At 56.1% G+C, this 23,338-nt stretch carries 23 protein-coding genes; 11 read left to right on the top strand and 12 right to left on the bottom strand.

The window, feature by feature from the left end:
* Positions 1-53: 53 nt before the first annotated feature.
* Both RHM65_RS07645 and RHM65_RS07640 read right to left on the bottom strand, forming a co-directional pair.
* Positions 54-440, bottom strand: a complete 387-nt coding sequence (locus tag RHM65_RS07645; RefSeq protein WP_322166537.1) for an MAPEG family protein — start codon at positions 438-440, stop codon at positions 54-56.
* 10 nt (positions 441-450) lie between these two features.
* The gene (locus tag RHM65_RS07640; RefSeq protein WP_322171257.1) at positions 451-1,290 is read right to left on the bottom strand and encodes a DMT family transporter; all 840 of its coding nucleotides are present in this window, start codon (positions 1,288-1,290) and stop codon (positions 451-453) included.
* A 225-nt stretch (positions 1,291-1,515) separates the two neighbouring features.
* Between RHM65_RS07640 and RHM65_RS07635 the strand changes: the two genes are divergently transcribed.
* A complete protein-coding gene (locus RHM65_RS07635) occupies positions 1,516-2,679 on the top strand; it encodes an MFS transporter (RefSeq protein ID WP_322184599.1) in 1,164 nt (387 codons plus the stop codon).
* 55 nt (positions 2,680-2,734) lie between these two features.
* Here the strand turns inward: RHM65_RS07635 and cysQ are convergent, their stop codons facing one another.
* Complete coding sequence (gene cysQ / locus RHM65_RS07630; RefSeq protein WP_322166539.1) at positions 2,735-3,583, bottom strand: 3'(2'),5'-bisphosphate nucleotidase CysQ; 849 nt, start codon at positions 3,581-3,583, stop codon at positions 2,735-2,737.
* Positions 3,580-4,146 (bottom strand): ADP compounds hydrolase NudE, encoded by a 567-nt coding sequence (gene nudE / locus RHM65_RS07625; RefSeq protein ID WP_322166540.1) that lies wholly within the window; start codon positions 4,144-4,146, stop codon positions 3,580-3,582. Before nudE ends, cysQ begins: the two co-directional genes overlap by 4 nt.
* A gap of 99 nt (positions 4,147-4,245) precedes the next feature.
* On the opposite strand from nudE, the gene yrfG reads away from it, so the two are divergent.
* A complete protein-coding gene (gene yrfG / locus RHM65_RS07620; RefSeq protein WP_322166541.1) occupies positions 4,246-4,908 on the top strand; it encodes a GMP/IMP nucleotidase in 663 nt (220 codons plus the stop codon).
* Positions 4,909-5,055: 147 nt separating this feature from the next.
* On the opposite strand, the gene lysM is transcribed toward yrfG, so the two are convergent.
* On the bottom strand, positions 5,056-5,502 hold the full coding sequence (gene lysM / locus RHM65_RS07615; protein WP_322166542.1) for a peptidoglycan-binding protein LysM: 447 nt from the start codon (positions 5,500-5,502) through the stop codon (positions 5,056-5,058).
* Between the two features lie 162 nt (positions 5,503-5,664).
* Between lysM and RHM65_RS07610 the strand changes: the two genes are divergently transcribed.
* From RHM65_RS07610 to RHM65_RS07600, 3 genes are all read left to right on the top strand, one after another.
* The gene (locus tag RHM65_RS07610) at positions 5,665-6,552 is read left to right on the top strand and encodes a LysR family transcriptional regulator (protein WP_322166543.1); all 888 of its coding nucleotides are present in this window, start codon (positions 5,665-5,667) and stop codon (positions 6,550-6,552) included.
* Positions 6,553-6,646: 94 nt separating this feature from the next.
* Positions 6,647-7,486, top strand: a complete 840-nt coding sequence (fdhD, locus tag RHM65_RS07605) for a formate dehydrogenase accessory sulfurtransferase FdhD (protein ID WP_322166544.1) — start codon at positions 6,647-6,649, stop codon at positions 7,484-7,486.
* Complete coding sequence (locus tag RHM65_RS07600; RefSeq protein ID WP_322184598.1) at positions 7,483-9,819, top strand: FdhF/YdeP family oxidoreductase; 2,337 nt, start codon at positions 7,483-7,485, stop codon at positions 9,817-9,819. The genes fdhD and RHM65_RS07600 overlap by 4 nt, the downstream gene beginning before the upstream one ends.
* Before the next feature lie 104 nt (positions 9,820-9,923).
* Here RHM65_RS07600 and RHM65_RS07595 read toward each other — a convergent pair whose 3' ends face one another.
* Positions 9,924-10,355 carry a thioesterase family protein gene (locus tag RHM65_RS07595; RefSeq protein WP_322166546.1) on the bottom strand — a complete coding sequence of 144 codons (432 nt, stop codon included), beginning with the start codon at positions 10,353-10,355 and terminating at the stop codon, positions 9,924-9,926.
* A gap of 31 nt (positions 10,356-10,386) precedes the next feature.
* Positions 10,387-12,321, bottom strand: coding sequence for a RecQ family ATP-dependent DNA helicase (locus tag RHM65_RS07590; RefSeq protein WP_322184597.1), 1,935 nt, complete (start codon positions 12,319-12,321; stop codon positions 10,387-10,389).
* Between the two features lie 204 nt (positions 12,322-12,525).
* On the opposite strand from RHM65_RS07590, the gene RHM65_RS07585 reads away from it, so the two are divergent.
* Positions 12,526-13,269, top strand: a complete 744-nt coding sequence (locus tag RHM65_RS07585) for a hypothetical protein (protein ID WP_322166548.1) — start codon at positions 12,526-12,528, stop codon at positions 13,267-13,269.
* A 209-nt stretch (positions 13,270-13,478) separates the two neighbouring features.
* On the top strand, positions 13,479-14,609 hold the full coding sequence (locus tag RHM65_RS07580) for a hypothetical protein (protein ID WP_322166549.1): 1,131 nt from the start codon (positions 13,479-13,481) through the stop codon (positions 14,607-14,609).
* Between the two features lie 106 nt (positions 14,610-14,715).
* On the opposite strand, the gene RHM65_RS07575 is transcribed toward RHM65_RS07580, so the two are convergent.
* The gene (locus RHM65_RS07575; RefSeq protein WP_322184596.1) at positions 14,716-16,260 is read right to left on the bottom strand and encodes a phosphoenolpyruvate carboxykinase; all 1,545 of its coding nucleotides are present in this window, start codon (positions 16,258-16,260) and stop codon (positions 14,716-14,718) included.
* Between the two features lie 175 nt (positions 16,261-16,435).
* A complete protein-coding gene (gene hslO, locus RHM65_RS07570; protein WP_322166551.1) occupies positions 16,436-17,338 on the bottom strand; it encodes an Hsp33 family molecular chaperone HslO in 903 nt (300 codons plus the stop codon).
* 109 nt (positions 17,339-17,447) lie between these two features.
* Between hslO and RHM65_RS07565 the strand changes: the two genes are divergently transcribed.
* On the top strand, positions 17,448-18,263 hold the full coding sequence (locus RHM65_RS07565; RefSeq protein ID WP_322184595.1) for a phosphatase PAP2 family protein: 816 nt from the start codon (positions 17,448-17,450) through the stop codon (positions 18,261-18,263).
* On the opposite strand, the gene RHM65_RS07560 is transcribed toward RHM65_RS07565, so the two are convergent.
* The gene (locus RHM65_RS07560) at positions 18,260-18,667 is read right to left on the bottom strand and encodes an RNA-binding S4 domain-containing protein (RefSeq protein WP_322166553.1); all 408 of its coding nucleotides are present in this window, start codon (positions 18,665-18,667) and stop codon (positions 18,260-18,262) included. The genes RHM65_RS07565 and RHM65_RS07560 overlap by 4 nt on opposite strands.
* Positions 18,668-18,788: 121 nt before the next feature.
* Between RHM65_RS07560 and RHM65_RS07555 the strand changes: the two genes are divergently transcribed.
* The 3 genes from RHM65_RS07555 to rimK are packed head-to-tail and all read left to right on the top strand — an operon-like array spanning position 18,789 to position 20,972.
* Positions 18,789-19,571 carry an EAL domain-containing protein gene (locus RHM65_RS07555; protein ID WP_322184594.1) on the top strand — a complete coding sequence of 261 codons (783 nt, stop codon included), beginning with the start codon at positions 18,789-18,791 and terminating at the stop codon, positions 19,569-19,571.
* 16 nt (positions 19,572-19,587) lie between these two features.
* The gene (locus RHM65_RS07550) at positions 19,588-20,070 is read left to right on the top strand and encodes an ATP-dependent zinc protease (protein ID WP_322166555.1); all 483 of its coding nucleotides are present in this window, start codon (positions 19,588-19,590) and stop codon (positions 20,068-20,070) included.
* Positions 20,067-20,972, top strand: a complete 906-nt coding sequence (rimK, locus tag RHM65_RS07545) for a 30S ribosomal protein S6--L-glutamate ligase (protein ID WP_297835389.1) — start codon at positions 20,067-20,069, stop codon at positions 20,970-20,972. Before RHM65_RS07550 ends, rimK begins: the two co-directional genes overlap by 4 nt.
* A 125-nt stretch (positions 20,973-21,097) precedes the next feature.
* Here rimK and RHM65_RS07540 read toward each other — a convergent pair whose 3' ends face one another.
* Both RHM65_RS07540 and ompR read right to left on the bottom strand, forming a co-directional pair.
* On the bottom strand, positions 21,098-22,411 hold the full coding sequence (locus tag RHM65_RS07540; RefSeq protein ID WP_322166556.1) for an ATP-binding protein: 1,314 nt from the start codon (positions 22,409-22,411) through the stop codon (positions 21,098-21,100).
* A 173-nt stretch (positions 22,412-22,584) separates the two neighbouring features.
* Positions 22,585-23,325, bottom strand: a complete 741-nt coding sequence (gene ompR / locus RHM65_RS07535; RefSeq protein ID WP_322166557.1) for a two-component system response regulator OmpR — start codon at positions 23,323-23,325, stop codon at positions 22,585-22,587.
* Positions 23,326-23,338: the final 13 nt, after the last annotated feature.

Raw genomic sequence — 23,338 nt, 5'->3', positions numbered from 1 at the left:
CCTCGGCTCATCGCCAAAGGCCAAGCGCACCGTTGCCGCAGTCGGCTCGTCATTTAGGCTGAAATAAAGAAAAGCGCAGCAACGATTCCCATGCCGATGGCCCAGAACAATGACCGCAAGGGCGCCCAATCAGCCAGATAACAAATGATGTACAGCAGACGACTGGTGATGAATAACACCGCCAGCACATTGATCGTCACCATCTGCGCGTGCCCGACGTACTGCGAAATGATCACTGCTGCCGCAAACGCTGGCGTAACTTCAAAGCTGTTTCGTTGCGCAGAATCCGCACGCTTGGCGAAACCTTGTAAGTTCTCTAAAAATGCGCGCGGGTCGTGGTTCTGCCGAGCGCCAAATTGGCCGCCGCTGAATTTGGCGACGCCTGTGCATAAATACGGCAGGAATATCGCGATAAATACGCACCAGAAAGCAACGGTCATGAGTCCATCCTTATAGTTTTAATTTCATTAAAAGCATCCCAGACAACACTAGCCCACAGGCTATGAGTCGGGGCCGACCAAAAGGTTCTTTCAGGTAACGCATGCCTAACAGCACCACCAACACCACGCTGACTTCGCGCAGGGCTGCCGCCTCCGCCACCGAACCAATTTGCATGGCCCATAGCACCAGGGCGTAACTGAACAACACGCACAACCCGACGCTTAACCCCAACCGCCATTGCTCACGCCAAAACGCAGTAAACGCAGAGCGCTTGTTGCACACCGCCAGCACTGGAAAAGGCCAAGCACTGATCAACGTCAACCACACCAGATAATCCAGCGCACCGGCGCCGCGCTTGAGTGCTTGGCCATCGATCCAGGTGTAGCAACCGATGCACAGACCAATCAAGCCAACCACCGGCAGCATCGACCAAGGCAACCGTTCGCCACCGCCACCGTGCCACAGCAAGCAAACCATGCCGCACGGAATCAGCAAGATGCCGAGGATTTGTTGGGCGCTCAGTTGCTCCCCCGCAAAGAGCAGCGTTAACCCCAACACCACCAACGGCGACAGCCCGCGCATCAACGGATAGACCAAGCCCAAATCTCCGACCCGGTACGCCCTGATTAACAGAGCCCGATAAACCAGCTCGAACGCCGCTGAGGCCAGCAGCCACGGCCAGACCTCAAGGGGGGGTGGGGTAACAAAAGCCACCATCAACACAGCGAACACCAGCCCCACAGCGTCCATGCTGGCGATGACCAGAAGGCGCTCGCCGCTGAACTTGATCAAGGTATTCCAGGTGGCATGCAGCACTGCCGCAATTAACACTAGAGCCGTTGCCAGCACTGGGGCTTCCTTGTTAAACAGGGTTATAGAAAAGCGTCCGCTGAGGATTCGATTCGCCATATTTCAGTTGCTGCATATACTAACCACTATTACGCCGTACCCAGTTGCGCACTCAAACTATTCTAATAAGCCTGCGTTTATGCACTCGTCGATCACCTGATCGAGTGAGCCGGTCGCATGCGTGTGCTTGCTCAGGCGTCAAGGTTACACACGGGAAATAGACACATGCCACTCGCCTTGCTTGCACTGGCCGTTGCCGCATTCGGCATTGGCACCACTGAATTTGTGATCATGGGATTGCTGCCCGATGTCGCCGGCGACCTGCACGTCAGCATTCCCCGCGCTGGATTGCTGATCACCGGCTACGCGCTTGGCGTGGTGTTTGGCGGGCCGATCCTTGCGGTCGCTACTGCCAACATGCCGCGCAAAGCCACCTTGCTCGGCATGACGCTGATGTTCATCCTCGGCAATATTTTGTGTGCGCTGGCGCCGACCTACGCTGCGCTAATGGCTGCGCGGGTCATTACCGCCTTGTGCCACGGTGCCTTTTTCGGCATCGGCTCGGTAGTGGCCGCCGGCTTGGTCGCGCCGAACAAACGGGCGCAGGCCATTGCGCTGATGTTCACCGGCTTGACCTTGGCTAACGTCTTGGGCGTACCGCTGGGCACGGCACTTGGTCAATACGCGGGCTGGCGATCAACGTTTTGGGCGGTCTCGGCGATTGGCATGGTGGCGGTCGTGGCGCAGATGATCTGGCTGCCGAACCACATCGCCATGGAAGAAACCAACCTAGCCATCGAGTTTCGCGTCCTGGGCAAACCCACTGTGTTGCTGGCATTGGCGATGAGCGTGCTGGCGTCGACCAGTCTGTTCAGCGTTTTCACTTATATCGCGCCGATTCTGCACGACGTGACCGGTGTCGGCCCCCGCGGCGTGACCCTCATGCTGCTGCTGTTTGGATTGGGGCTGACCGGCGGTAGCATGCTCGGCGGCAAGCTGGCTGATAGCCGTTTGTTGCCCTCGCTGGTGGGAATGTCAGTGGCGGTAGTGTTGGTCGTGGCGCTGTTCAGCCAGACCGCGCATTCGGTGATTCCGGCCGCGATCACTCTATTGATATGGGGTGTGGTAGCGTTCGCGCTGTGTCCGATCTTGCAGCTGCTGATTATCGATCAGGCCAGTGACGCCCCGAACTTGGGGTCGACGCTCAACCAAAGTGCTTTTAACCTCGGCAATGCGGCGGGCGCCTGGGTCGGCGGCCTGGTGGTCGGCAGCGGCTCGAACCTGGCCGACTTGCCGTGGACCGGCGCTGCCCTCGCCGTACTGACCGTGCTGACCGCGCTGTTCTACATCTACCTGCAACGGCGTCATGCCCAGGCGGTGGGTGTTTGATAGCCGGCGCCTCCAAAGAAACTGTACAGTCTGCCTTTCACCAACAAGACGGTATCTACAGATTTTGTTTGGCCAGCTCCAACAGTTTCCCGCGCCATGCTGCTTTAGCAGGCAAGGCCAGAAAAAACGGGTTCAGCAGCGATTCACGTGGCGGGTAGCTGAACACTTCACCGGACAGGTCGAGCACTTCGCCGCCCGCGCCTTCAAGCACCCCTTGAGCGGCCGCAGTGTCCCATTGCGAGGTGGGCGCCAGTCGCGGGTAGCAATCGGCGGCGCCTTCGGCCAACAAACAAAACTTCAACGAGCTGCCGATATTCGTCAGTTGCAACTCGCCCAGGCTTTGCGACAACCCGGCCAACAAACGCTCCTGCTCCGGGCTGGTATGGCGACGGCTGGCGACAACGGTGAACGCTTCGTCTGCCGCCAGTACCTCACGCACCTTGATCGGCATCAGATGGTGTTCATCATCACTGCGCCATGCTCCCAAACCCGCACCGCCAAAATAGCAGCGGTTATTGGTGGGCATCGACACTACGCCAAACACCACACGGCCGCGTTCAATCAGGGCGATATTGACCGTGAACTCTTCGCTGCCAGAAATGAATTCCTTGGTCCCATCCAACGGATCGACCAGCCACCAACGCTCCCAGGTGGCACGCTCGCTCAAAGGAATGTCGGCGTCTTCTTCGGACAACACATGGATGTCCGGCGCCAATGCCTGCAAGCCAGCGACCAATAGGTGATGAGCGGCCAAATCCGCCGCCGTCACCGGTGACTCATCAGCTTTGGTGACCACTGCAACGTCCGCGCGCCAATGCGGCAGGATCACTTCACCGGCACGTCGCACCATCTCTATAACGGGCGCCAACAACGGATGGGGCAAGTTAGAAAACACGTTAGTCACGGCTGAAAGTCCCCGCGCTGGGTCAACAAGTCCCGCACCAGGTACAGCGCGGCCAAGGCACGTCCTTCGCTGAATTGCGGGTGTTGGATCAAGCTGGACAGCTCGCGCAAGTTGACGCGATCAACCCGCATCGGCTCGGGTTCGTCTCCCGGCAAGGATTCTTCATAAAGGTCAGTGGCCAATACCACTTGAATTTTCTGACTCATATAGCCGGGCGACAACGACAGCTCGGTCAAGTGCTCAAGCTGGCGAGCGCCATAGCCCGCCTCTTCCTTTAGCTCGCGATTGGCGGCAGCCAAAATGTCTTCACCCGGTTCGATCAGACCTTTAGGCAGGGAAAGCTCGTATTCGTCGATCCCGCCGCAGTACTCCTCGATCAACACCGCGTGGTCGGAATCGAGCATCGCAACGATCATCACGGCGCCATATCCGGGGCCCCGGCTAACCAGACGCTCGTAAGTGCGCTCGACCCCGTTGGAAAAGCGCAGTTGCAGCTCTTCAACGCAGAACAAACGGCTACTGGCGACGATTTCGCGGGCGAGGACGGTGGGTTTCTGGCGCATGACGGGCTCCTTGGCGTGGACGGGGTACTATACCGTGGCTTTTCCGATTGTCTGTGTCGGAAATGACAACGCTATTCATTCACTGCACGAGAATCTCAAATGCCTTCTTTACCCTGGCGCGACATTGATACCGTTCTGCTCGATATGGATGGCACCTTGCTCGACTTGCATTACGACAACCATTTCTGGATGGAACACTTGCCACAGCGCTATGCCGACCTGCATGGGGTCAGCCGAGCCATGGCCGAACTGGAAATACAGCCGCTGTTCGAAAAGAATGCCGGTACGCTGAATTGGTACTGCCTGGACTTCTGGAGCGCCGAGCTGAAGCTGTCGCTGCGAGACCTGAAGCTGGAAACCGCCGACTTGATTTCCCTGCGCCCTGACGCTGAAACCTTTCTGGCCGCGATCAAAGCTGCGGGCAAACGGGTGATCATGATCACCAATGCGCACCGCGATTCGCTGTCATTAAAGATGGAGCGCGTCCAGCTAGCGCCCTACTTCGAACGCATGATCAGCTCCCATGATTATGGTTTCCCCAAAGAGAACCCGCAGTTCTGGGCCGCGCTACACGCCGACATAGACTTCGAGCCAAGCCGCAGCCTGTTTATCGACGATACCCTGCCGATTCTGCGCAGCGCTCAGCGATTCGGCATTGCCCACCTACTGGCCGTCAGCGAGCCCGACAGCCATAAAGGTCCGAAGGACACCGAAGAATTTTCCGCCGTCGGGGATTACCGGGAATTGATCGTCGGGCTTTGAGCAGTCCTGTAGGAGCGCGCTTGCCAGCGATCGGCTGCGCAGCAGTCGTAAACCCGCGACTCGATTCTTTCAGTTGCAATGGGGTCGTCGGTTGGGACCGCTTCGCGCTCCATCGCGGGCAAGCGCGCGCCTACATTTAGCTAGAGATTACTCAGGAATCCGTAGCGATTGCCCCGGATAAATCTTGTTTACGTCTTTGAGCATGGGTTTATTGGCGTCGAATATCTTTTGATACTTGTTGGCATCTCCATACACCCTTTTCGAGATGGCACTGAGTGTGTCGCCTTTCTGTACGGTCTCGAAGCGCGATGCTGTCGTAGGTGCTGCTCCGGCGGCGAGGGTCATCTGGTCATCGACTTTTTCTACTCCTTGAATATTACCCAGCGTCACCAAAATCTTCTCTTTTTCCTCTTGGCTAGCCGCCTCGCCAGTTGCTGTTACCGTGCTGCCATCGACGGTGGTCTGGATATTGGGGTTACCCAAGCCCACGTCAGCGATATGTTTTTTTAGCACTTCATCGGCATTCGCGTTGCCTGGCGTTACTGCATCAAGAATCTTTTCTCCTGCTTCTTTCAGAAAACTAAAAATACTCATGCTTATTCTCCTTGCGTTTTTAGAAGGACGAACGTCATGTCCGCGTTGATAACTTTAGTTCGAACAGACGGGTCAGCCGAGGGTTCCGACCAATTGCGGTTCACCCATCCGATAGCCAGAGCGCGCTAGAATCAGCCGCCTGCTAAACGCATCGGAGTGAAGATGGACATCAAACAGCTCAAATTCCTCATCGCCCTCGACGAGACCCGACATTTCGGCCAAGCGGCGGCACGGTGTCACATCACTCAGCCGACCCTGTCCATGCGCCTGCGTAGCTTGGAAGAAGAGCTGGACTTGCCGCTGGTCAATCGGGGGCAGCGCTTTGAAGGTTTTACCGCGCCGGGTGAACGAGTGCTCGCGTGGGCCAGAACGGTATTGGCCGCTTATGAGGGGTTACAGGCCGAAGCCGCTGCGTGCCGGGGGCATCTGGTCGGGACGCTGCGGCTGGGCGTGGTGCCGCTGTCGAGTTTCGATCCGATGGTGTTGATGCAGCGCCTGCACACCTTGCATCCAAATTTGCGCTTCGAATTGTCGTCACTCAGTTCCGAACAAATACTGGAGCAACTGGCGAACAATCAGCTCGATTTGGGCGTGTCGTACCTAGAACGACTGGACAGCGAGCGTTTTGATTCTTTGTCTCTGGCGCAAACCCGTATGGGGCTGTTGTATGACCAGCGGCATTTCAACTTTGGCGATGAACCCCTGAGCTGGGAAAGCTTGATCGAATTGCCGCTGGGCCTGTTAACCAGCGGTATGCATTTTCGTCAGTCCATTGATCACAATTTCCACAGCCGTGGCCTGAACCCATTACCGATGTTGCAAACCGACGCAGTGCACCAACTGCTGCAAGCGGTGCACGGCGGATTTTGTTGCGCGATCATGCCCCTTGAAGGCGGCTTCGAAACGCTGACCCAACACTTACGCCTACAACCGATTGCCAATGCGCACACCTTGGCGCGGCTGGGTTTGCTCATGCGCCGCAGCGCACCACGGTCAGCATTGGCCGAAGCGTGTTTTGCCACTTATCAAAGCATTCTTGATGCGCCTTGATCGACGCCATCTATCAACGCATTGGTAGTAGCGATTAGACGCCATTCAGCAGCGGGCATAGGCTAAGGCATACATAATATGCCGGTACTTTCCCATGCCTTCCAAGCGCACGGTCAGCACGGCGCTAGCTTTGCATTCGCCTGCGCCTGCCGCCAGTCAGTCCTACAGCTACTCGAACCTTGAGCGCGAAGACTCCGCTCGCACCGAACTCGCCGAAGAAGTGGCTTTGGCCATCGCCTACAACGGCATTAGCCAGGCCGTGATGCTGGTCACACCGAGCGATCTGGAAGACTTCATCGTGGGATTCAGCCTGGGCAGCGGCATCATTGCCTCGCCTGACGAAATCTACGATGTGAAGCTCAGCGGTTCAGGTTCAGCGCAGCACGCGCAGGTGGAAATCGCCAGCCGTGCGTTCTGGAACCTCAAGCAACAGCGACGCCAACTCGCCGGCACCAGTGGCTGCGGACTGTGCGGCGTAGAAGCGGTGGAACAAGCCCTGCCGGAACTCACGGTGCTGCCCGGTGCGCCTTTGCCGCCGGCGGTCTGGCTGGAAGGACTGCGTCAACGTATCGGCGCGTTCCAACCCTTGGGCCAGCATTGCGGCGCCGTCCATGCGGCCTTGTTCATGAACAGCAACGGCGAGCTGTTGCTGGGCCGCGAAGACATCGGCCGGCATAACGCTCTCGACAAACTGATTGGCGCGTTGATCCGCCAGAACATTTCCATGACCGGCGGACTCGCCATTGTCACCAGCCGATGCAGCCTGGAGTTGATCCAGAAAGTGCTGCGAGCAGGCATTCAGACGCTGGTCAGCCTGTCTTCGCCCACTGGCCTCGCGGTGCAATGGGCACGTCGACACAACCTCAATTTAATTCACCTGCCGCAGCACAGCGCGCCGCGTGTATTTAGCCCTGCGATGGAGAATCAAGCGTGAGCAGTCATCACCAAGCCGACAAAGTTCCGGTCAAGCGCTACAAGCCGTACAAAGGACCGGCCGGTGGTTGGGGCGCGCTCATGAGCGTGACGCAAGCATGGCTCACCAGCGATAACGCGCTGAAGAACATCCGCATGATGCTCAAGACTAACCAGAACGGCGGCTTCGACTGCCCCGGCTGTGCGTGGGGCGACTCGCCGGAAAGCGGCATGGTCAAGTTCTGCGAGAACGGCGCCAAAGCGGTTAACTGGGAAGCCACCAAACGTCGTGTCGACGCCTCCTTTTTCGCCCGTTACAGCGTCAGTGCCCTGCGCGAGCAAAGCGATTACTGGCTTGAATACCAAGGCCGCTTAACCGAGCCCATGAGCTACGACGCCGAGACCGATCGTTACAAACCGATCAGTTGGGAAAACGCCTTCGCCTTGATCAGCCATCACCTGCGCAATCTGCCGAGCCCGGACATGGCCGAGTTTTATACCTCGGGCCGAGCCAGCAATGAGGCGGCCTATTTGTATCAGCTGTTCGTACGTTCTTTCGGCACCAACAATTTTCCTGACTGCTCGAACATGTGCCATGAAGCCAGTGGCGTCGCCTTGGCGCAGAGCGTGGGCGTAGGCAAAGGCACCGTAACCTTCGCCGACTTCGAACACGCTGATGCGATTTTTATCCTAGGGCAAAATCCCGGTACTAATCACCCGCGCATGCTCGAACCCCTGCGTGAAGCGGTCCTGCGTGGCGCGCAAGTGGTGTGTGTTAACCCGCTGAAAGAGCGTGGTCTGGAACGCTTCCAACATCCACAACACCCACTGGAAATGCTCAGCAACGGTTCAGAACCGACCAGCACCGCGTACTTGCGCCCGGCATTGGGTGGCGACATGGCACTGCTGCGAGGAATGGCCAAGTACCTGCTGCAATGGGAGCGTGAGGCTCAGGCGGCCAACGCGCCACCGGTCTTCGACCATGATTTCCTCAACGAACACACCGACGGTGTGCTCGATTACCTGGCGTCCATCGATGACACGTCCTGGGAAGAGATTGTTCAGCAGTCAGGCTTGCCGTTAACCGACATCGAAACGGCTGCCCGGATGTACGCAAAAGGCACAAAAGTCATCATGTGCTGGGCGATGGGTATCACTCAGCACCGTCACTCAGTGCCAACCATCCAGGAAATTGCCAACCTGATGCTGCTGCGCGGCAACATCGGCAAACCGGGCGCCGGCCTGTGCCCAGTACGTGGCCACAGCAACGTGCAAGGCGACCGGACCATGGGCATCAATGAGCGTCCACCGACGCTGTTCCTTGATGCGCTGGAAAAACGCTTTCAGTTCAAAATGCCGCGTACCAATGGTCACAACGTGGTTGAAGCCATTCACGCAATGCTTGATGGGCACTCCAAAGTATTTATCGGCCTGGGCGGCAACTTCGCCCAAGCCACCCCGGACAGTTCGCGTACCGTTAAGGCGCTGGGCAAATGCGACCTGACCGTGCAAATCAGCACCAAGCTCAACCGCAGCCACCTGACCCACGGCAAACAAGCGTTGATCCTGCCGTGCTTCGGCCGTACCGACATCGATATTCAGGCTGACGGCCCGCAAGCGGTGACCGTTGAAGATTCGTTCAGCATGGTCCATGCGTCAAATGGCCAACTGCAGCCGCTGTCGAAACAGATGCGCTCGGAACCCGCGATCATCGCAGGGATTGCGGCGGCAACCCTGGGTACCAAACCCGTGGATTGGTTATGGCTAACTGCCGATTACAGCCGAATTCGCGACCTGATTGCCGACACGATTCCCGGCTTCAAAGACTTCAACGAGCGCGTGAAGCATCCAGGCGGCTTCTACCTTGGCAACGCGGCAGGTGAACGACGTTGGAACACCAAAACAGCCCGAGCGAACTTCAGGGCCAACGTCCTGCCCGTGGATCTGGTGCATGAAAACGTTCGAGCGACGGGTCAGATTCCGGACTTGATCATGCAATCGATGCGCTCCCACGATCAGTACAACACCACCATTTATGGATTGGACGACCGTTATCGCGGGGTCAAAGGTCAGCGTGACGTGTTGTTCGCCAACGAAGCCGACATCATTCGCCTGGGCTTTAAACCGGGACAAAAAGCTGACCTGATTTCAATTTGGAATGACGGCCTGGAGCGTCGCGTCAAAGGCTTCACGCTGCTGGCGTTCGACATCCCAGCTGGGCAAGCCGCCGCTTACTACCCGGAAGTGAACCCGCTGGTCCCCCTGGAAAGTGTCGGGGATGGCAGCAGTACGCCTACGTCCAAGTTCGTCGCCATCCGCCTGGAAACAGCCAGCGCCAGTGCCCGAATTTTGTAGGATTAAACGCCCCGCTATCGCGCTGTAAACACCGCCCTTTGTAGGAGCCAACTTGTTGGCGAGGCGGTGTATACCGTGACGCCGCCCGGCCAACAAGTTGGTTCCTACAGGACTAATTGCTCCAACGCCTCGCGCAGCTTATCTGGGATCGGCACCGGGCGATTCGATGCCCGATCCACAAACACATGGACGAAACGCCCTGCCGCGCAGGCTTCGTCTTCCCCTGCCTTGAACACCGCCAATTCATACTGAACCGAGCTATTACCCAGCTTGCCAACGCGCAGGCCGACGTCGATCAAGTCCGGGAAAGCTATCGACGCGAAATAATCACACGACGAACTGACCACAAAACCCACCACGTCACCGTCATGAATAGTCAGACCGCCACGCTCGATCAAATAGCTATTCACCGCCGTGTCGAAATAGCTGTAATAGGTCACGTTATTCACATGCCCGTAGATGTCGTTATCGTGCCAGCGGGTGGTGATCGGCTGGAAATGACGATAATCAGCGCGTTGCGGGTTTTGCTCGGTCATAAGCAGACTCTAGTGATGGAAGAATGCAGCCTTATTCAATCATTGCGCCCCGCGTCCACTCCCGTACCTGCGCATAAGGGTAATTTTCCAGCGCCGCAAATCCCTTGATCCCCCGCGCTTTGAGTTTGGTGAACAGCGGCATGCTGATACCGCAGAGGAATCGGGTCAGGCAGTCAGCACTAGGATCGTAGCCGGTGTAATCCAAATGCCGGCGCAGAAACTCAGCGCACAGGTCATCGAAACTTTGTTCAGCCAGGGCAGGCAATGCGGGCGGCGAAGGCAGTCGGGCTATATTTCCATGACACACCGAACAATGCCCGCACTGCTCGGGCGCCTGGAGATCGCCGAAATACTCAGCGAGCCGATGACTCAGGCACCGCTCGGTGGCGAACAGATCAAGCATGGCGTGGATGCGCGCCACTTCAGTGGTTTCATGCTGTTTGAAATACTCATGCAACTCATGGCCCAGCGCGTCGGGGTCGAAATTCATATCGAGCAAGCTGTAGACCTCGGTCATCAACTTGCTTTCTAACTCGATCCAGCCTTTTTCCTGAAAGTAATCCAGCGCAGTAACCACTCGCCCACGCTCGGCCTGATGCTGCTGATACAAGGCCTCAAAGTTAACCGTGGCCCAGGTTCTTGCCTGATAGGAGGTCTCGATAATGGCTTCGACAAACTGACGCCGCTCTCCTTCAAAACGTTGCAACAGAAGCTTCGGCTCCATCAGAAACTTGAAACGGTATTCAGCGAAATAAGCGAAGCGTGGCGCAATGATGCCGCGCAGCTCAAGTTGCACCAGCAAGGTCTTTAGTGGCAGTTGGCGAATATTGCTCTGATCAGCCAAGGGGCCCAGTAGCAACTCCCACTGCCCGTCGTTGGCTGCATTCAGTAACTCATCGATGACATGCCGAATGCCAAGGTATTCCGGCGTATCGCCGTAAACGAAATTCTCCAGGATGTTCAAGCTGTCACGGTTAGCCAGCACCAAGCAGTCCGAGGGCGCACCATCTCGCCCTGCGCGGCCGATTTCCTGGCTGTAGTTTTCAATGGATTTCGGCAGATCGAAATGAACGACGTTACGGATATCGCTCTTGTCGATCCCCATTCCAAACGCGATGGTGGCAACGATGCAATTCAGTCGCCCGCCCATGAATTGCCGCTGAATTGACTCACGCTTATCGTGGGGCAGACCGGCATGGTAGGCACTGGCCGCCAAGCCGTTCTGAGTCAAATGCTCAGCAACGTATTCAGCGGTTTTCTGTAACGTGACATAAACAATAGTGGGCTGGCCCACACGCGAACCCAACCACTCAACCAATCGTCTCCGCTTGTCTCGACCCATAGCCGGCTCAACCAATAGGTTGAGATTGGGGCGATAAAACCCGGTCGTCACCACGTCCTCCGGAGCGATGGCGAATTTGGCCTGCATATCGGCGATGACATTCGGCGTCGCGGTAGCCGTCAGCAACAACGCTTGCGGGATATTGAATTGGCGTTGATAGTCCGGAAGCTTGAGGTAATCCGGCCGGAAGTTATGGCCCCACTCAGATATGCAGTGTGCTTCGTCGATGACCAACAGCGAAATCGGCACCTGTTCGATGAAATGTCGAAAGCGCTCGTTCTTTAAACGCTCCACAGAAATCATGAGGATTTTGAGTTCACCGGATCGGGCTCGCGCCATAACCTGCGCGGTACTGTCACGACTTTGTGCCGAATCGATACTGGCTGCAGCAATGCCGTGGCGCTGCAAGAACGCTAACTGATCCTGAATCAACGCCAACAGAGGCGACACCACCAGTGTCAGGTGAGGCAGCATCAGCGCGGGTAGCTGATAGCACAATGACTTGCCCGACCCCGTTGGAAAAATCGCCGCCGCCGAACGCCCGGCTAACACCGCTCCAATCGCAGTCTCTTGCCCAGGCCGAAAATGCGAATAGCCAAACACGTGTTCAAGACGCTCATGCATACGCTGCCACTCCATTGACTGCCAGATAGGCGCCAGACCATAACCCTAAGCTGTGAAGTGCATATAGCGCTTGGGATTTTTGGATCGTCTCGGGAAGTTTCATCGCATTCTCTGACCGCACCATGCTGGCAAAATGGCATAGGCCGGTTTACCCTTCCCGCACGATACACCAGAGCATTATGGCTACACCGCAAAGGAAGCAGCATGGAAGATCAAAAACGACCGGAAGATGATGGTCTGACACACATTCAACGCTTAAATCCTGAGCAATTCGACATCGTGCTCGGCTCACCCCTCGGCAAACGCAAGGTGGTGCGCCCTGCATCGGCTGGCTCGCGGGGTCGTAACCTTATCATTCTTGCCGTCTTGGGCCTTGCTGCCTATGCACTGGCTACTCTATTTCATACGAATAAACCCACCAAAAGCGTCGTGATTGCCGAACCTGAGCCCGCTGAAACAATGGCTCCTCTCGAAGACGCCGTGCCTGTAGCCGTCGTTAAAAGTGCGGCTGAGCCTCGACCAACCCCCATGAACGAAGCGCACCCTACGCCTGCGCCTATCGAGCGTCCAAACACTACTTTGCCAGCGCAGGGCATGGTCTCGCAAAGTTACATGGCGGGCTTCAGAGCCGACCTGCAACACAACAACGCTCCACAACGAACTGTGAAAGTAGAAATCGTTACTGCCAACCTCCGCGAATGGGATGGCCGCAATCGCTACCGCTCGCAGTGGAAGGTCTACAACAACCATATTGAAGACGACAGCGTCTGTTTTAACTTCCCTGGCGCGACCGTTGAACACCGCGAATGCCGCAAAGCGGCGCAGGTGTTCTTCAAGGAACAATGTCGCGAATGGACCAAACGCTCGGACAGCGACCGAGAAGCACAGAGCAAGGCTACACAACAGCGGTATTGCGGGGCCGCAGGGACTTTTAACCCTGCGGGCTGAACACTAAAAGCCTCTTTAAAACACCAAATTCTGCCAGAATCCAGCATTGCCTATCGGTTATACCGCACTGTAAAGACGTTAAATCCTACAGACTTAACTAAACAACTAACTTCAATTTTTTATTAAAACATCCGGCAATAAACCTCAACATGACAACCAACTAAAATTGTTTATTCTCGCCTTTCAATCCACACAGCGAGACTAACACCATGAGTATTTTTACTGTCTATTTTTGCGGCACAGGGTCGACCAATTTCGACACCATCAATAAAAGTTATTGGGACGGCGAGCTGATTTCAAGCTTGGCCGCTAACAACGCGGGTAGAGAGTTTGTCGATTGGACAATTATTGACGGGCCTGGAAGCGGTAACCTCCAAGCCGATGACATGTTTACCAAGTCCAAAGAATATGGGCTGTCCGGCACGCTCTTCGGCAAAGGTTGGCATGAGAACGTCTTACATGCGGCGCACCTGATCAAAGGGAAATGTGATTGGCAGCGTACTGAACTGACGGCCGCAAACTACAAAGTCCTCAAAGCCGCCGGTATTCCAATCGAAGAGGTTCAAGTCACCGGCTCTTATTTATGGAGAAAATATAACTATGGCGACCGAAAACTTACGCCTCAACAACTTCAGGAGCAAATAATCAAAATCTTCCGACAGGGCGGCATTATTCCCACCCAGGTGAACTTGGTTGGCTGGAGCCGTGGCGGCGTTAGCTGCCATATGCTTGCTAACGCGATGTTGGCGGACAGTCAGCTCAAGCATATCAAGGTGAATATCTTTGCCGTTGATCCAGTGCCCGGAGCGCTCAATTTCCAAGGGGAAAAAGTAACCTTGGGTAGCAACGTCGCGGAGTACGTAGGCTTCTACGCCAGGGATGAACGATCCAAAGGTTTCTCCTGCGTGATCCCTACGACCCACCCATCCACTCGAGTCCATATCTATCCAATGGCGGGCCGCCACGCAACGCTCGTCGGTAATGCGGCTCTGAATGGCTCGGAAGGACCAAAGATGCTGCATGAGCCCGGGAGGATCGTCAGGCACTTCGCTGAAACATGCTTAACGCGCTGGGGGGTGAATCAGAATAAAAAATTAAACTTAGGCGCAGCCGAAATTGCTAAATTCCACGACGCTATCGTTCGCGGCGAGCAGCATTACGTTGCGATGCGCAAACAGTCCTATACCGCGATTACCGAGCAGGAAAAGAACCAACGGTATGTCACGTTCGGGGCTCACGGCGTGCACTTCACCGCGATTGAAGGCGACCAGTTCAAACCGGCCAAAGGCCTTGCTGGCAGCCTTTCCGCTACCAATGAAACGTACAAAGATCTACATTGATTGGTTTAGACACGCTAAACATGTTGTATATGCGACATTGAAAGACCCCGAATTTTTCAAAAAAAAACCGCCCTTTAAAGGCGGTTTTTTTTGATATCACCACTAACTATATTTTTGGACCGGCTGCTTTAATCGCATCGCTTACATCGAACTTCTTGAAGTTCTCAACAAACAATCCGGCCAATGCTTTAGCCGCTTCGTCGTACGCCGCTTTGTCCGCCCAGGTGTTGCGTGGGTTGAGCAGCCCTGTGTCTACGCCCGGTACCAGTTTCGGCACGTCGAGGTTAACGGTAGCGAGGTGTTCGGTTTCTGCGCCGATCAATGCACCGCTTTGGATGGCCGCAATCACACCGCGCGTAGTCGGGATGTTGAAGCGCTTGCCAACGCCGTAGCCGCCACCGGTCCAACCGGTGTTAACCAGGTAAACTTTCGAGCCGAAACCGCGAATGCGCTTGATCAGCAATTCAGCGTATTCGCCCGCTGGACGTGGGAAGAACGGCGCACCGAAGCAGGTTGAGAACGTCGACTTGATGCCGCTGCCTGAACCCATTTCTGTAGAGCCGACCAACGCGGTGTAGCCCGACAAGAAGTGGTAGGCCGCTTGTTCTTCGCTGAGGATCGACACTGGCGGCAATACGCCGGTCAGGTCGCAGGTAAGGAAGATCACAGCATTCGGCTCGCCACCGAGGTTTTTCGGTGCGCGTTTCTCGATCAGTTCACGCGGGTACGCGGCGCGGCTGTTTTGAGTCAGGCTGTCATCGGCGTAGTCGGCTTTCTTGGTCACCGGGTCGATGATCACGTTTTCCAGCACAGCGCCGTGCTGAATAGCTTTCCAGATGACAGGCTCGTTCTTCTCGGAGAGGTCGATGCACTTGGCATAGCAACCGCCTTCGATGTTGAACACAACCCCTACGCCCCAGCCATGTTCGTCGTCGCCAATGAGGTAACGGCTTTCATCAGCGGACAGGGTGGTTTTGCCGGTGCCGGACAGGCCGAAGAACAACGTGACGTCGCCCTCTTCGCCCATGTTGGCAGCGCAGTGCATTGGCAGCACGTCGACCGCTGGCAGCAGGAAGTTCTGTACCGAAAACAACGCCTTCTTCATTTCACCGGCGTAACGCATGCCGGCGATCAGCACTTTTTTGGCTGCAAAGTTGAGGATCACAGTGCCGTCAGAGTTGGTGCCGTCGCGCTCAGGTTCGCAGACGAACTCTGGGGCATTAATGACTTGCCATTCAGTTTTGGCGGCAGGGTTGTACTGTTCCGGATTGATGAACAGGCAACGCCCAAACAGGTTGTGCCAGGCAGTACCAGTAGTCATTTTCACAGCGAGGTAGTGCGCTGGATCAGAGCCTACATGGACGTGGGAAACGAAACTCTCGCGCTCACCGAGGAATGCTTCAACGCGATTCCACAGGGCATCAAACTTGTCAGCAGGGAATTTACGGTTGATCGGGCCCCAGGCAATAGCGGCCTGAGTGCTTGGCTCTTCAACGATATAACGGTCTACCGGCGAACGACCCGTGCGATGGCCTGTTTCCACGACCAGCGCGCCGGTATCGGAAAGCTCGCCTTCACCGCGGTTCAAGGCTTCTTTAACCAGATCATCGATGCTGAGATCGGTGTATACGGCATTATTAGCTTGCGTCATGAGGTTCCCCGTCGGCCCAGGCCGGTGCTCCAAACATTTTGTAGTAGAAACTCTGACACTACTACAGCGGAAAAAGTGGGCCGGATTATGCCAGAACTGCTTAAAAAAGGTAGAACCCTCCTGTCAGAACGGCGATAACGCGGCCCTACGGGCGTTTCAGGACATTTAGCCCGGTTTAATGCCGCGTATGAGACGGCGAATCCACACCACCGCCGGCAAATATCTGCGCCACGTCAGTGGCATCGAACAGGTAGCGCTGATTGCAGAACTGGCAGTCGATTTCGATGGCACCGTTGTGCTCGATCACCAGTTGCTGCGCATCCTCCACACCGAGGCTGACTAAGGCGTTGGCCGAACGCTCGCGGGAGCAACTGCAACGAAATTGCAACGGCTGGATGTCGAACATGCGCACTGCGTCTTCGTGAAACAAACGATGCAGCACAGTTTCATTGTCCAGGCTGAGCAACTCTTCAGCCGTCAGGGTTCCAGCCAGTGCAGTCACGTGTTGCCAGCTGGCATCGCGGTCTTCGGGATCAGTCAAACGGTCGGCAGGCAATTGCTGCAACAACAGGCCCCGTGCCCGAGAGCCATCGGCATTGAGCCAGAAGCGTGTTCCCAACTGCTCAGACAAAGCAAAGTACGACGTTAGGCTTTCAGACAAATCGGCACCGTCCAACGCCACGGCGCCTTGGTAGCGCTTGCCCTGACGTGGATCGATGGTCAACGTCAGAATGCCATCCGGCATCAAGTCGCGCAGCCCGGCACCCGGTACGATCTGGTCTTCCTCGTAGCGAGCGATGCCACGTATTTCGCGGTCGCTGGAACATTCGACCATCAGCATTGGAACCGCGCCGCTGGAATTGGCTTGCAGCACCAGCAATCCATCAAATTTGAGCGTGCCCACCAGCAGCGCCGCAGCCGCGAGCATTTCGCCCAGCAATTGTGCAACGGGCTCTGGGTACGGATGTTTAGCCAACACCTCGGCGTAACTGCGCTCAAGCGCCACCAGCTCTCCGCGAACGTCGCTTTCATCAAAAATAAAACGCTGTGTGTAATCAATATCCGGAAAATCATGCATAAGGAAAGGTATCTGAAGTGATGACAAAGTAATGACAAGCGCTTATAAAGCGCCGCCTGACATCTAGCAATTTTTTTGCTGCCGTAAGCATGCCAATGGGGCGCATTTTATGAACAATTCCGATCTCTTCCAGGCCAGGTGGAACATCAGCCGACTGCTGTTGTGCAATCTACTCGCTCTGGCGCTGATGTGTTTTTGGCTATGGCCCACTGGCCACGCCGTTTTCACCCAATTTGACGAGTGGCTTTTTCATCTGCTGAATCACCCGCTGGCCGAGAGCACAGTGTGGCTCTACATTTGGACAGTCGCCAGTATGCGACCCTTCGATATCATCGTTGGCCTGATTTTACTGACGCTGCTGATCAAAGGTGACTGGGTGTTCGAAGCCATTCACGTCCGTCAGGCCTTCTTTGGCTTTCTTGCGATCCTTATCTTGCTGCTGATCATTCGTACGATTTTTGAAAAAAGTGTCAAGCACATGGGCTGGCAGCACAGTAGCCCGTCCGTGGTGCTTCCAGGTGCGCTCAGCATGAGCGCTTTTTTCCCCAACCTGCCCGAAGCGCTGGACTTGAAAGACAGCTCGAACCAAAGCTTCCCTGGCGATCACGCCTCAGTGTTACTGATCTGGGCACTGTTCATAACCCTGTTTAGCCGGACCAACGGTCAACGCTTGGTCATCTGGGGCTTGGCATTCCTGTTCATGATGCCGCGCTTGGTCGCCGGTGCTCACTGGGGGCAGGACGATTACGTTGGCGGCGTTGCGATGGCCGCACTGGCATTGGGTTGGGGCTATTACACGCCTCTTGCCGCCCATGCCTCACGTTTCTTGCTTCGCGTAACGGAGTCCCTGTTCAAGCCGTTGAGCTTTTTGCCGGTGATCAAGCACATGAGCGTCGTAAGGTTTCCAACCGTCCGAGGCCGCTAATCATCACTGCCTGAACCGCGAAACTGATGGAGCTGCCGACGCTGTTTCTTGGTCGGTCGCCCGTCGGTGGTGATGCCGAGGCTACCTGCCTTGCGCAACGCTGCCGCGCGCTCACGTTTGACGATGCTTTCCGGCGTTTCGGTGTACAGGGCGTGCGCCTCAGGCGCACCTCGCCGTACCGCCGATAACGCTTGAACCACTACCGAGCGCTCATCGAACCCTGCTCGAATCTGGTATTCGTCCCCTAAACGCGGCTCCTTGCCGGGCTTGCATCGTTCGCCCCGCCAATGGACCTTACCGCTTTCAATCGCGGCCTTGGCCAAGGCTCGTGTTTTAAAAAAACGCGCAGCCCAGAGCCATTTGTCCAGCCGAACTTTGTCGTCCTCTTCCTGTTTTTGTGCCATAAGAACTCCTTAGTAAAGTGACAACCGGAACTGTACTACGTGACGTATAGCAGGCGTCAAACCGATCCCCGGACTAGAATGCTCAACCCATTGACGGTCCCCTTGGCGCTAGGAGTGCTACGTGACTGAATTTCCGATTTCGCTGACCCATCCTAAAGTTGGATGCGAAGGCTGCCAAAACAGCGCTGAGCTGGATTTCGACTTTGCATTTGCCTACCAACCCATCGTCGATCTGCGTGATTGCTCAGTCTTCGCCCACGAAGCTCTAGTGCGAGGTATACATGGCGAAGGGGCGATGTCCATTTTGAGCCAAGTCAACGAGCAGAACCGCTACCGGTTTGACCAGCGTTGCCGCACTGAAGCGATAGCCGGCGCGGCGCGATTGAAGATGCGTGAGCACCTGTCGATCAACTTTTTGCCAAACGCGGTGTACCGCCCGGAACTGTGTATTCGCAGCACCCTTGAGGCAGCAAAAACGCACAATTTCCCGCTAAACCAACTGATTTTCGAAACCGTTGAAAGCGAGTATTTAGATAACAATCGCCATTTGACCAACATTCTGCGTGAATACCACGAGTTCGGCTTCAAGACGGCCATTGACGACTTTGGTGCGGGTTACTCCGGGCTGACATTGCTGGCAGACTTTCAGCCTGACCTGATCAAACTCGACATGGCGCTGATTCGGGATATTCATCTGGATCGCCCTCGACAGGCTATTGTTCGAGGCGTTGTCACAATGTGTGCAGAGTTGGGCGTTACAGTCATTGCCGAAGGCATCGAGCATGTCGAAGAGCGTGATTTTTTGTCCGACTGCGGGATATTCCTTATGCAGGGCTATTTGTTCGCCAAGCCTGCATTCAAAGCCTTGGCCCAGATCAACCCTGGCGCTTGGCAGGCAGTTTGAAACGTACGGAATCGCTTTGAAAACATTTGATCATTTGACGGTCGTTGGCCTTCGCGAGTGGGTGGCGCTGCCCCTTCTAGGCGTGGCCGGCTTACGCGCGAAAATTGATACCGGGGCCAGTACATCCAGCCTGCACGCGACCGAGATCGAACCCTTCGAACGCGATGGCGAGAAATGGGTACGCTTCAACGCGCACCTCGGCACAGTGGTTCAGTTGCGCCACCGCCGATGCGAAGCGCTGCTGGTTGCCATGAAAACCATAAAAAGCTCCAACGGACACACGCAGGTTCGTTACGTCATCCGCACAACCTTGGCGCTAGGTGATCGGGTCTGGCCGGTGGAATTCACATTGGCCTGCCGCCAAGCCATGCGCTACCGCTTGCTACTCGGCTCGAAAGCTTTGATCGACGGCCATTTGGTGGTCAATCCGGGCATTACATACGTTCAAGAAAAGCCGGTATTTCCGGCCTCTATTATCTCTGTCACAGGTGTTGCATGAAGATCGCTGTGCTGTCGCGTAACCCGCGTCTGTATTCCACACGTCGTATGGTCGAAGCCGGTACCGCCCGCGGCCATGAGATGGTGGTGATCGACACCCTGCGCGCATATATGAACATCGCCAGTCATAAGCCGCAGATCCACTATCGCGGCAAGCCGCTGGAAGATTTCGATGCGGTGATCCCGCGAATCGGTGCTTCGGTGACGTTTTATGGCTGCGCTGTGCTGCGCCAGTTTGAAATGATGGGCGTATTTCCGCTCAACGAGTCAGTGGCCATTGCGCGCTCGCGGGACAAGTTGCGTTCGCTGCAATTGCTCTCACGCCGAGGTGTTGGTTTGCCCGTCACTGGGTTTGCTCACTCACCCGATGACATTCCGGACTTGATCCGCATGGTCAATGGCGCACCACTGGTGATCAAGGTCCTGGAGGGCACCCAAGGCATTGGCGTGGTGCTGTGTGAAACGGCCACTGCGGCGGAATCGGTGATCGAAGCGTTCATGGGCCTTAAACAAGACATCATGGTCCAGGAGTACATCAAGGAAGCAGGCGGCGCGGATATTCGCTGCTTTGTCGTGGGTGACAAAGTGATCGCTTCGATGAAACGCCAAGCCAAGCCGGGAGAGTTTCGCTCGAACCTGCACCGTGGCGGCAGCGCCAGCCTGATCAAGATCACACCCGAAGAACGTATGACCGCCATTCGCGCGGCCAAAGTGATGGGGTTGAGCGTCGCTGGCGTAGATATACTGCGCTCCAATCACGGTCCACTGGTTATGGAAGTGAACTCATCACCGGGACTGGAAGGCATCGAAACCACCACCAACAAAGACGTGGCAGGGATGATCATCGAGTACCTGGAGAAGAACAGCGGCCCGCACATGACGCGGACCAAAGGGAAGGGTTGATAGGGTCACCGGAATTGTGGGACCGATTCATTCGGGAAAGCAACACCTCGGCGCCCCAGACAACCGCGCCGACCGCTTCCCGAATGAATTCGGTCCCACAGAAACTTCGATTTGCACACTTCAGCTTAAACCGCGTCCCTCGGTAACATCAGACCCAGCGGCAGACGCACCCTGGCTTCAAGGCCACCTCCTGAACGATTTCGCAGCTCTACGTTGCCACCGTGCATAGCGGCGATTCGCTTGACGATTGCCAGTCCCAAACCCGTGCCTTTGCCGCTGCGCGCTCGGTCGCCACGTATAAAGGGATTGAAGATGACCTCCAACTCTGACGGATCGATGCCCATGCCGCGGTCCAGCACACTCAGCACAACGTAAGGTGCATTGACGTCGCCCGATACGTAGGCGGCGACTTCTATTCCATTACCTGCGTGATGCATCGCGTTGCCAATCAAGTTGTTCAGCAGCCGTTTAAGCGAAACCCGGCGTAGCGGAAATGGCGGGATCGGTTCCAGGCACAAACGAATTTGCTCGGTGGGATGATTGAAAGGGGCTACCACCTCCCGCACCAAGTCACTTAAGTCGACTTCTTCGATTTTTTCGTCGCGTCCGTCACGAATGAACGCCAGAAACTGATCGAGAATCGCGTCCATGTCCTCGATATCGCGAACCATTCCCTCCGTCAGCTCGTTTTCGTCCGTCATTAACTCCAGCGACAGCCGCAAACGGGTCAAGGGTGTTCGCAGGTCGTGAGAAACCCCGGCCAACATCAACTCCCGTTCCTGCCCCGCCTGCTCAACGTCTTCGGCCATCTGGTTGAACGCGCGGTAGACCTCGGCCATCTCACTGGGTGTATCGCTGATCGGCAAACGCACGCTACGCCCCTGGCCCAACTGGCGGGCAGCAAACACCAAACGCTTGAGCGGCTGATTAAGTTGCCTGACGAAAATCCACGCCGATGCCGTGGATAACAAACCAATGGCAAGGAACCAACCCAGTACGCTCCAGATCTTCTGGCCTCGTAATGGATGCGGGTACAACGGTACTTTCAGCCAACCGTCACCCAGGCTCGGGGCTCGAACCCAAAGCGCCGGTGGCGCATGCACCCGCAAGCGCACCTCGGTGTCCGCACCCAACTCAGCCTGCATTTGCCGTTGATAAATTTCACTGTAAGGCCAATGTTGTTCGCCCTCCGGCACACCGCCGCCCACCACGCGAATCAGCCCCGCAGCTTCGGCAATTGCCCCACGGTCTTGCTCATCAGCAGCCCAATAGGCACGTAACGTCAGCGCGACACCGTGGCTGTATTGTCTGTCGACCAGAACGTCCTCGTTCATCAGTAGATAAACCAGGGTCAGTGCCTTGGAAAACAGCACGACAATTAGCACCAGCCATAGGGTGCGAGAGAAGAAACTTTGCGGGAACCAGAGCGGCGTTTTCATGGCAGTAGCTACACACTTTGCAGGTGCGAGCCAGGCTCGCAGAAATGGCGAATCGCGAACGGCGTCAACTGCGTGAACGCACGCACCAAAACAGTCGATAGCCCTTAAGAGGGCTATCGACTGTTGGGGCGAGGATTCGGCGTGCTGAGCAGCTCGCTCCTACAAAATGCAGATCACTTGTTTCCAGCACCATCGGGAACGAATACGTAACCCACACCCCAGACTGTCTGGATATAACGAGGCTTGGACGGATCCGGCTCGATCAGGCGACGCAAGCGTGAAATCTGCACGTCAATGGAGCGCTCCAGCGCATCCCACTCGCGACCACGGGCCAGGTTCATCAATTTGTCGCGGGTCAATGGCTCGCGGGCATGCATGACCAACGCCTTGAGCACCGCGAATTCGCCCGTGGTCAGCATGTGCACTTCATCGCCGCGCTTGAGCTCGCGGGTGGCCAGCGACAGCTCGTAGTCACCGAAGGTGACGGACTCGTCTTCACTGCCAGGGGCGCCAGGCACCGGCGTAGTCTGACGACGCAGCACAGCTTTGACCCGCGCCATCAGTTCATCGGGGTTGAATGGCTTGGACAGGTAATCGTCAGCACCCAACTCCAGACCGCGGATACGACTCAACTCATCACCCTTGGCAGTGAGCATGATGATAGGAACCTGATTGTTGGCAGCGCGCAAGCGGCGGCAGGCAGAAAGCCCGTCTTCGCCAGGCAACATCAAATCCAGTACGACCAGGTGAAAAACCTCTCGAGCCAGCAGGCGGTCCATTTGCTCGACGTTCGCTACAGCACGCGCGCGATAACCTTTGCTCGTAAAAAAACGCTCTAACAGGCTGCTTAACCCTGGGTCGTCGTCAACGATGAGGATTTTTTCCCCTTCAGCAGTTTGTGCAATGCTGCTCATTAGATGCTCCTTT

The organism is Pseudomonas sp. CCI4.2, assembly GCF_034350045.1.
In the GTDB taxonomy this organism is placed as follows: domain Bacteria; phylum Pseudomonadota; class Gammaproteobacteria; order Pseudomonadales; family Pseudomonadaceae; genus Aquipseudomonas.
This window is presented reverse-complemented; position numbering and strand designations above follow the sequence as displayed.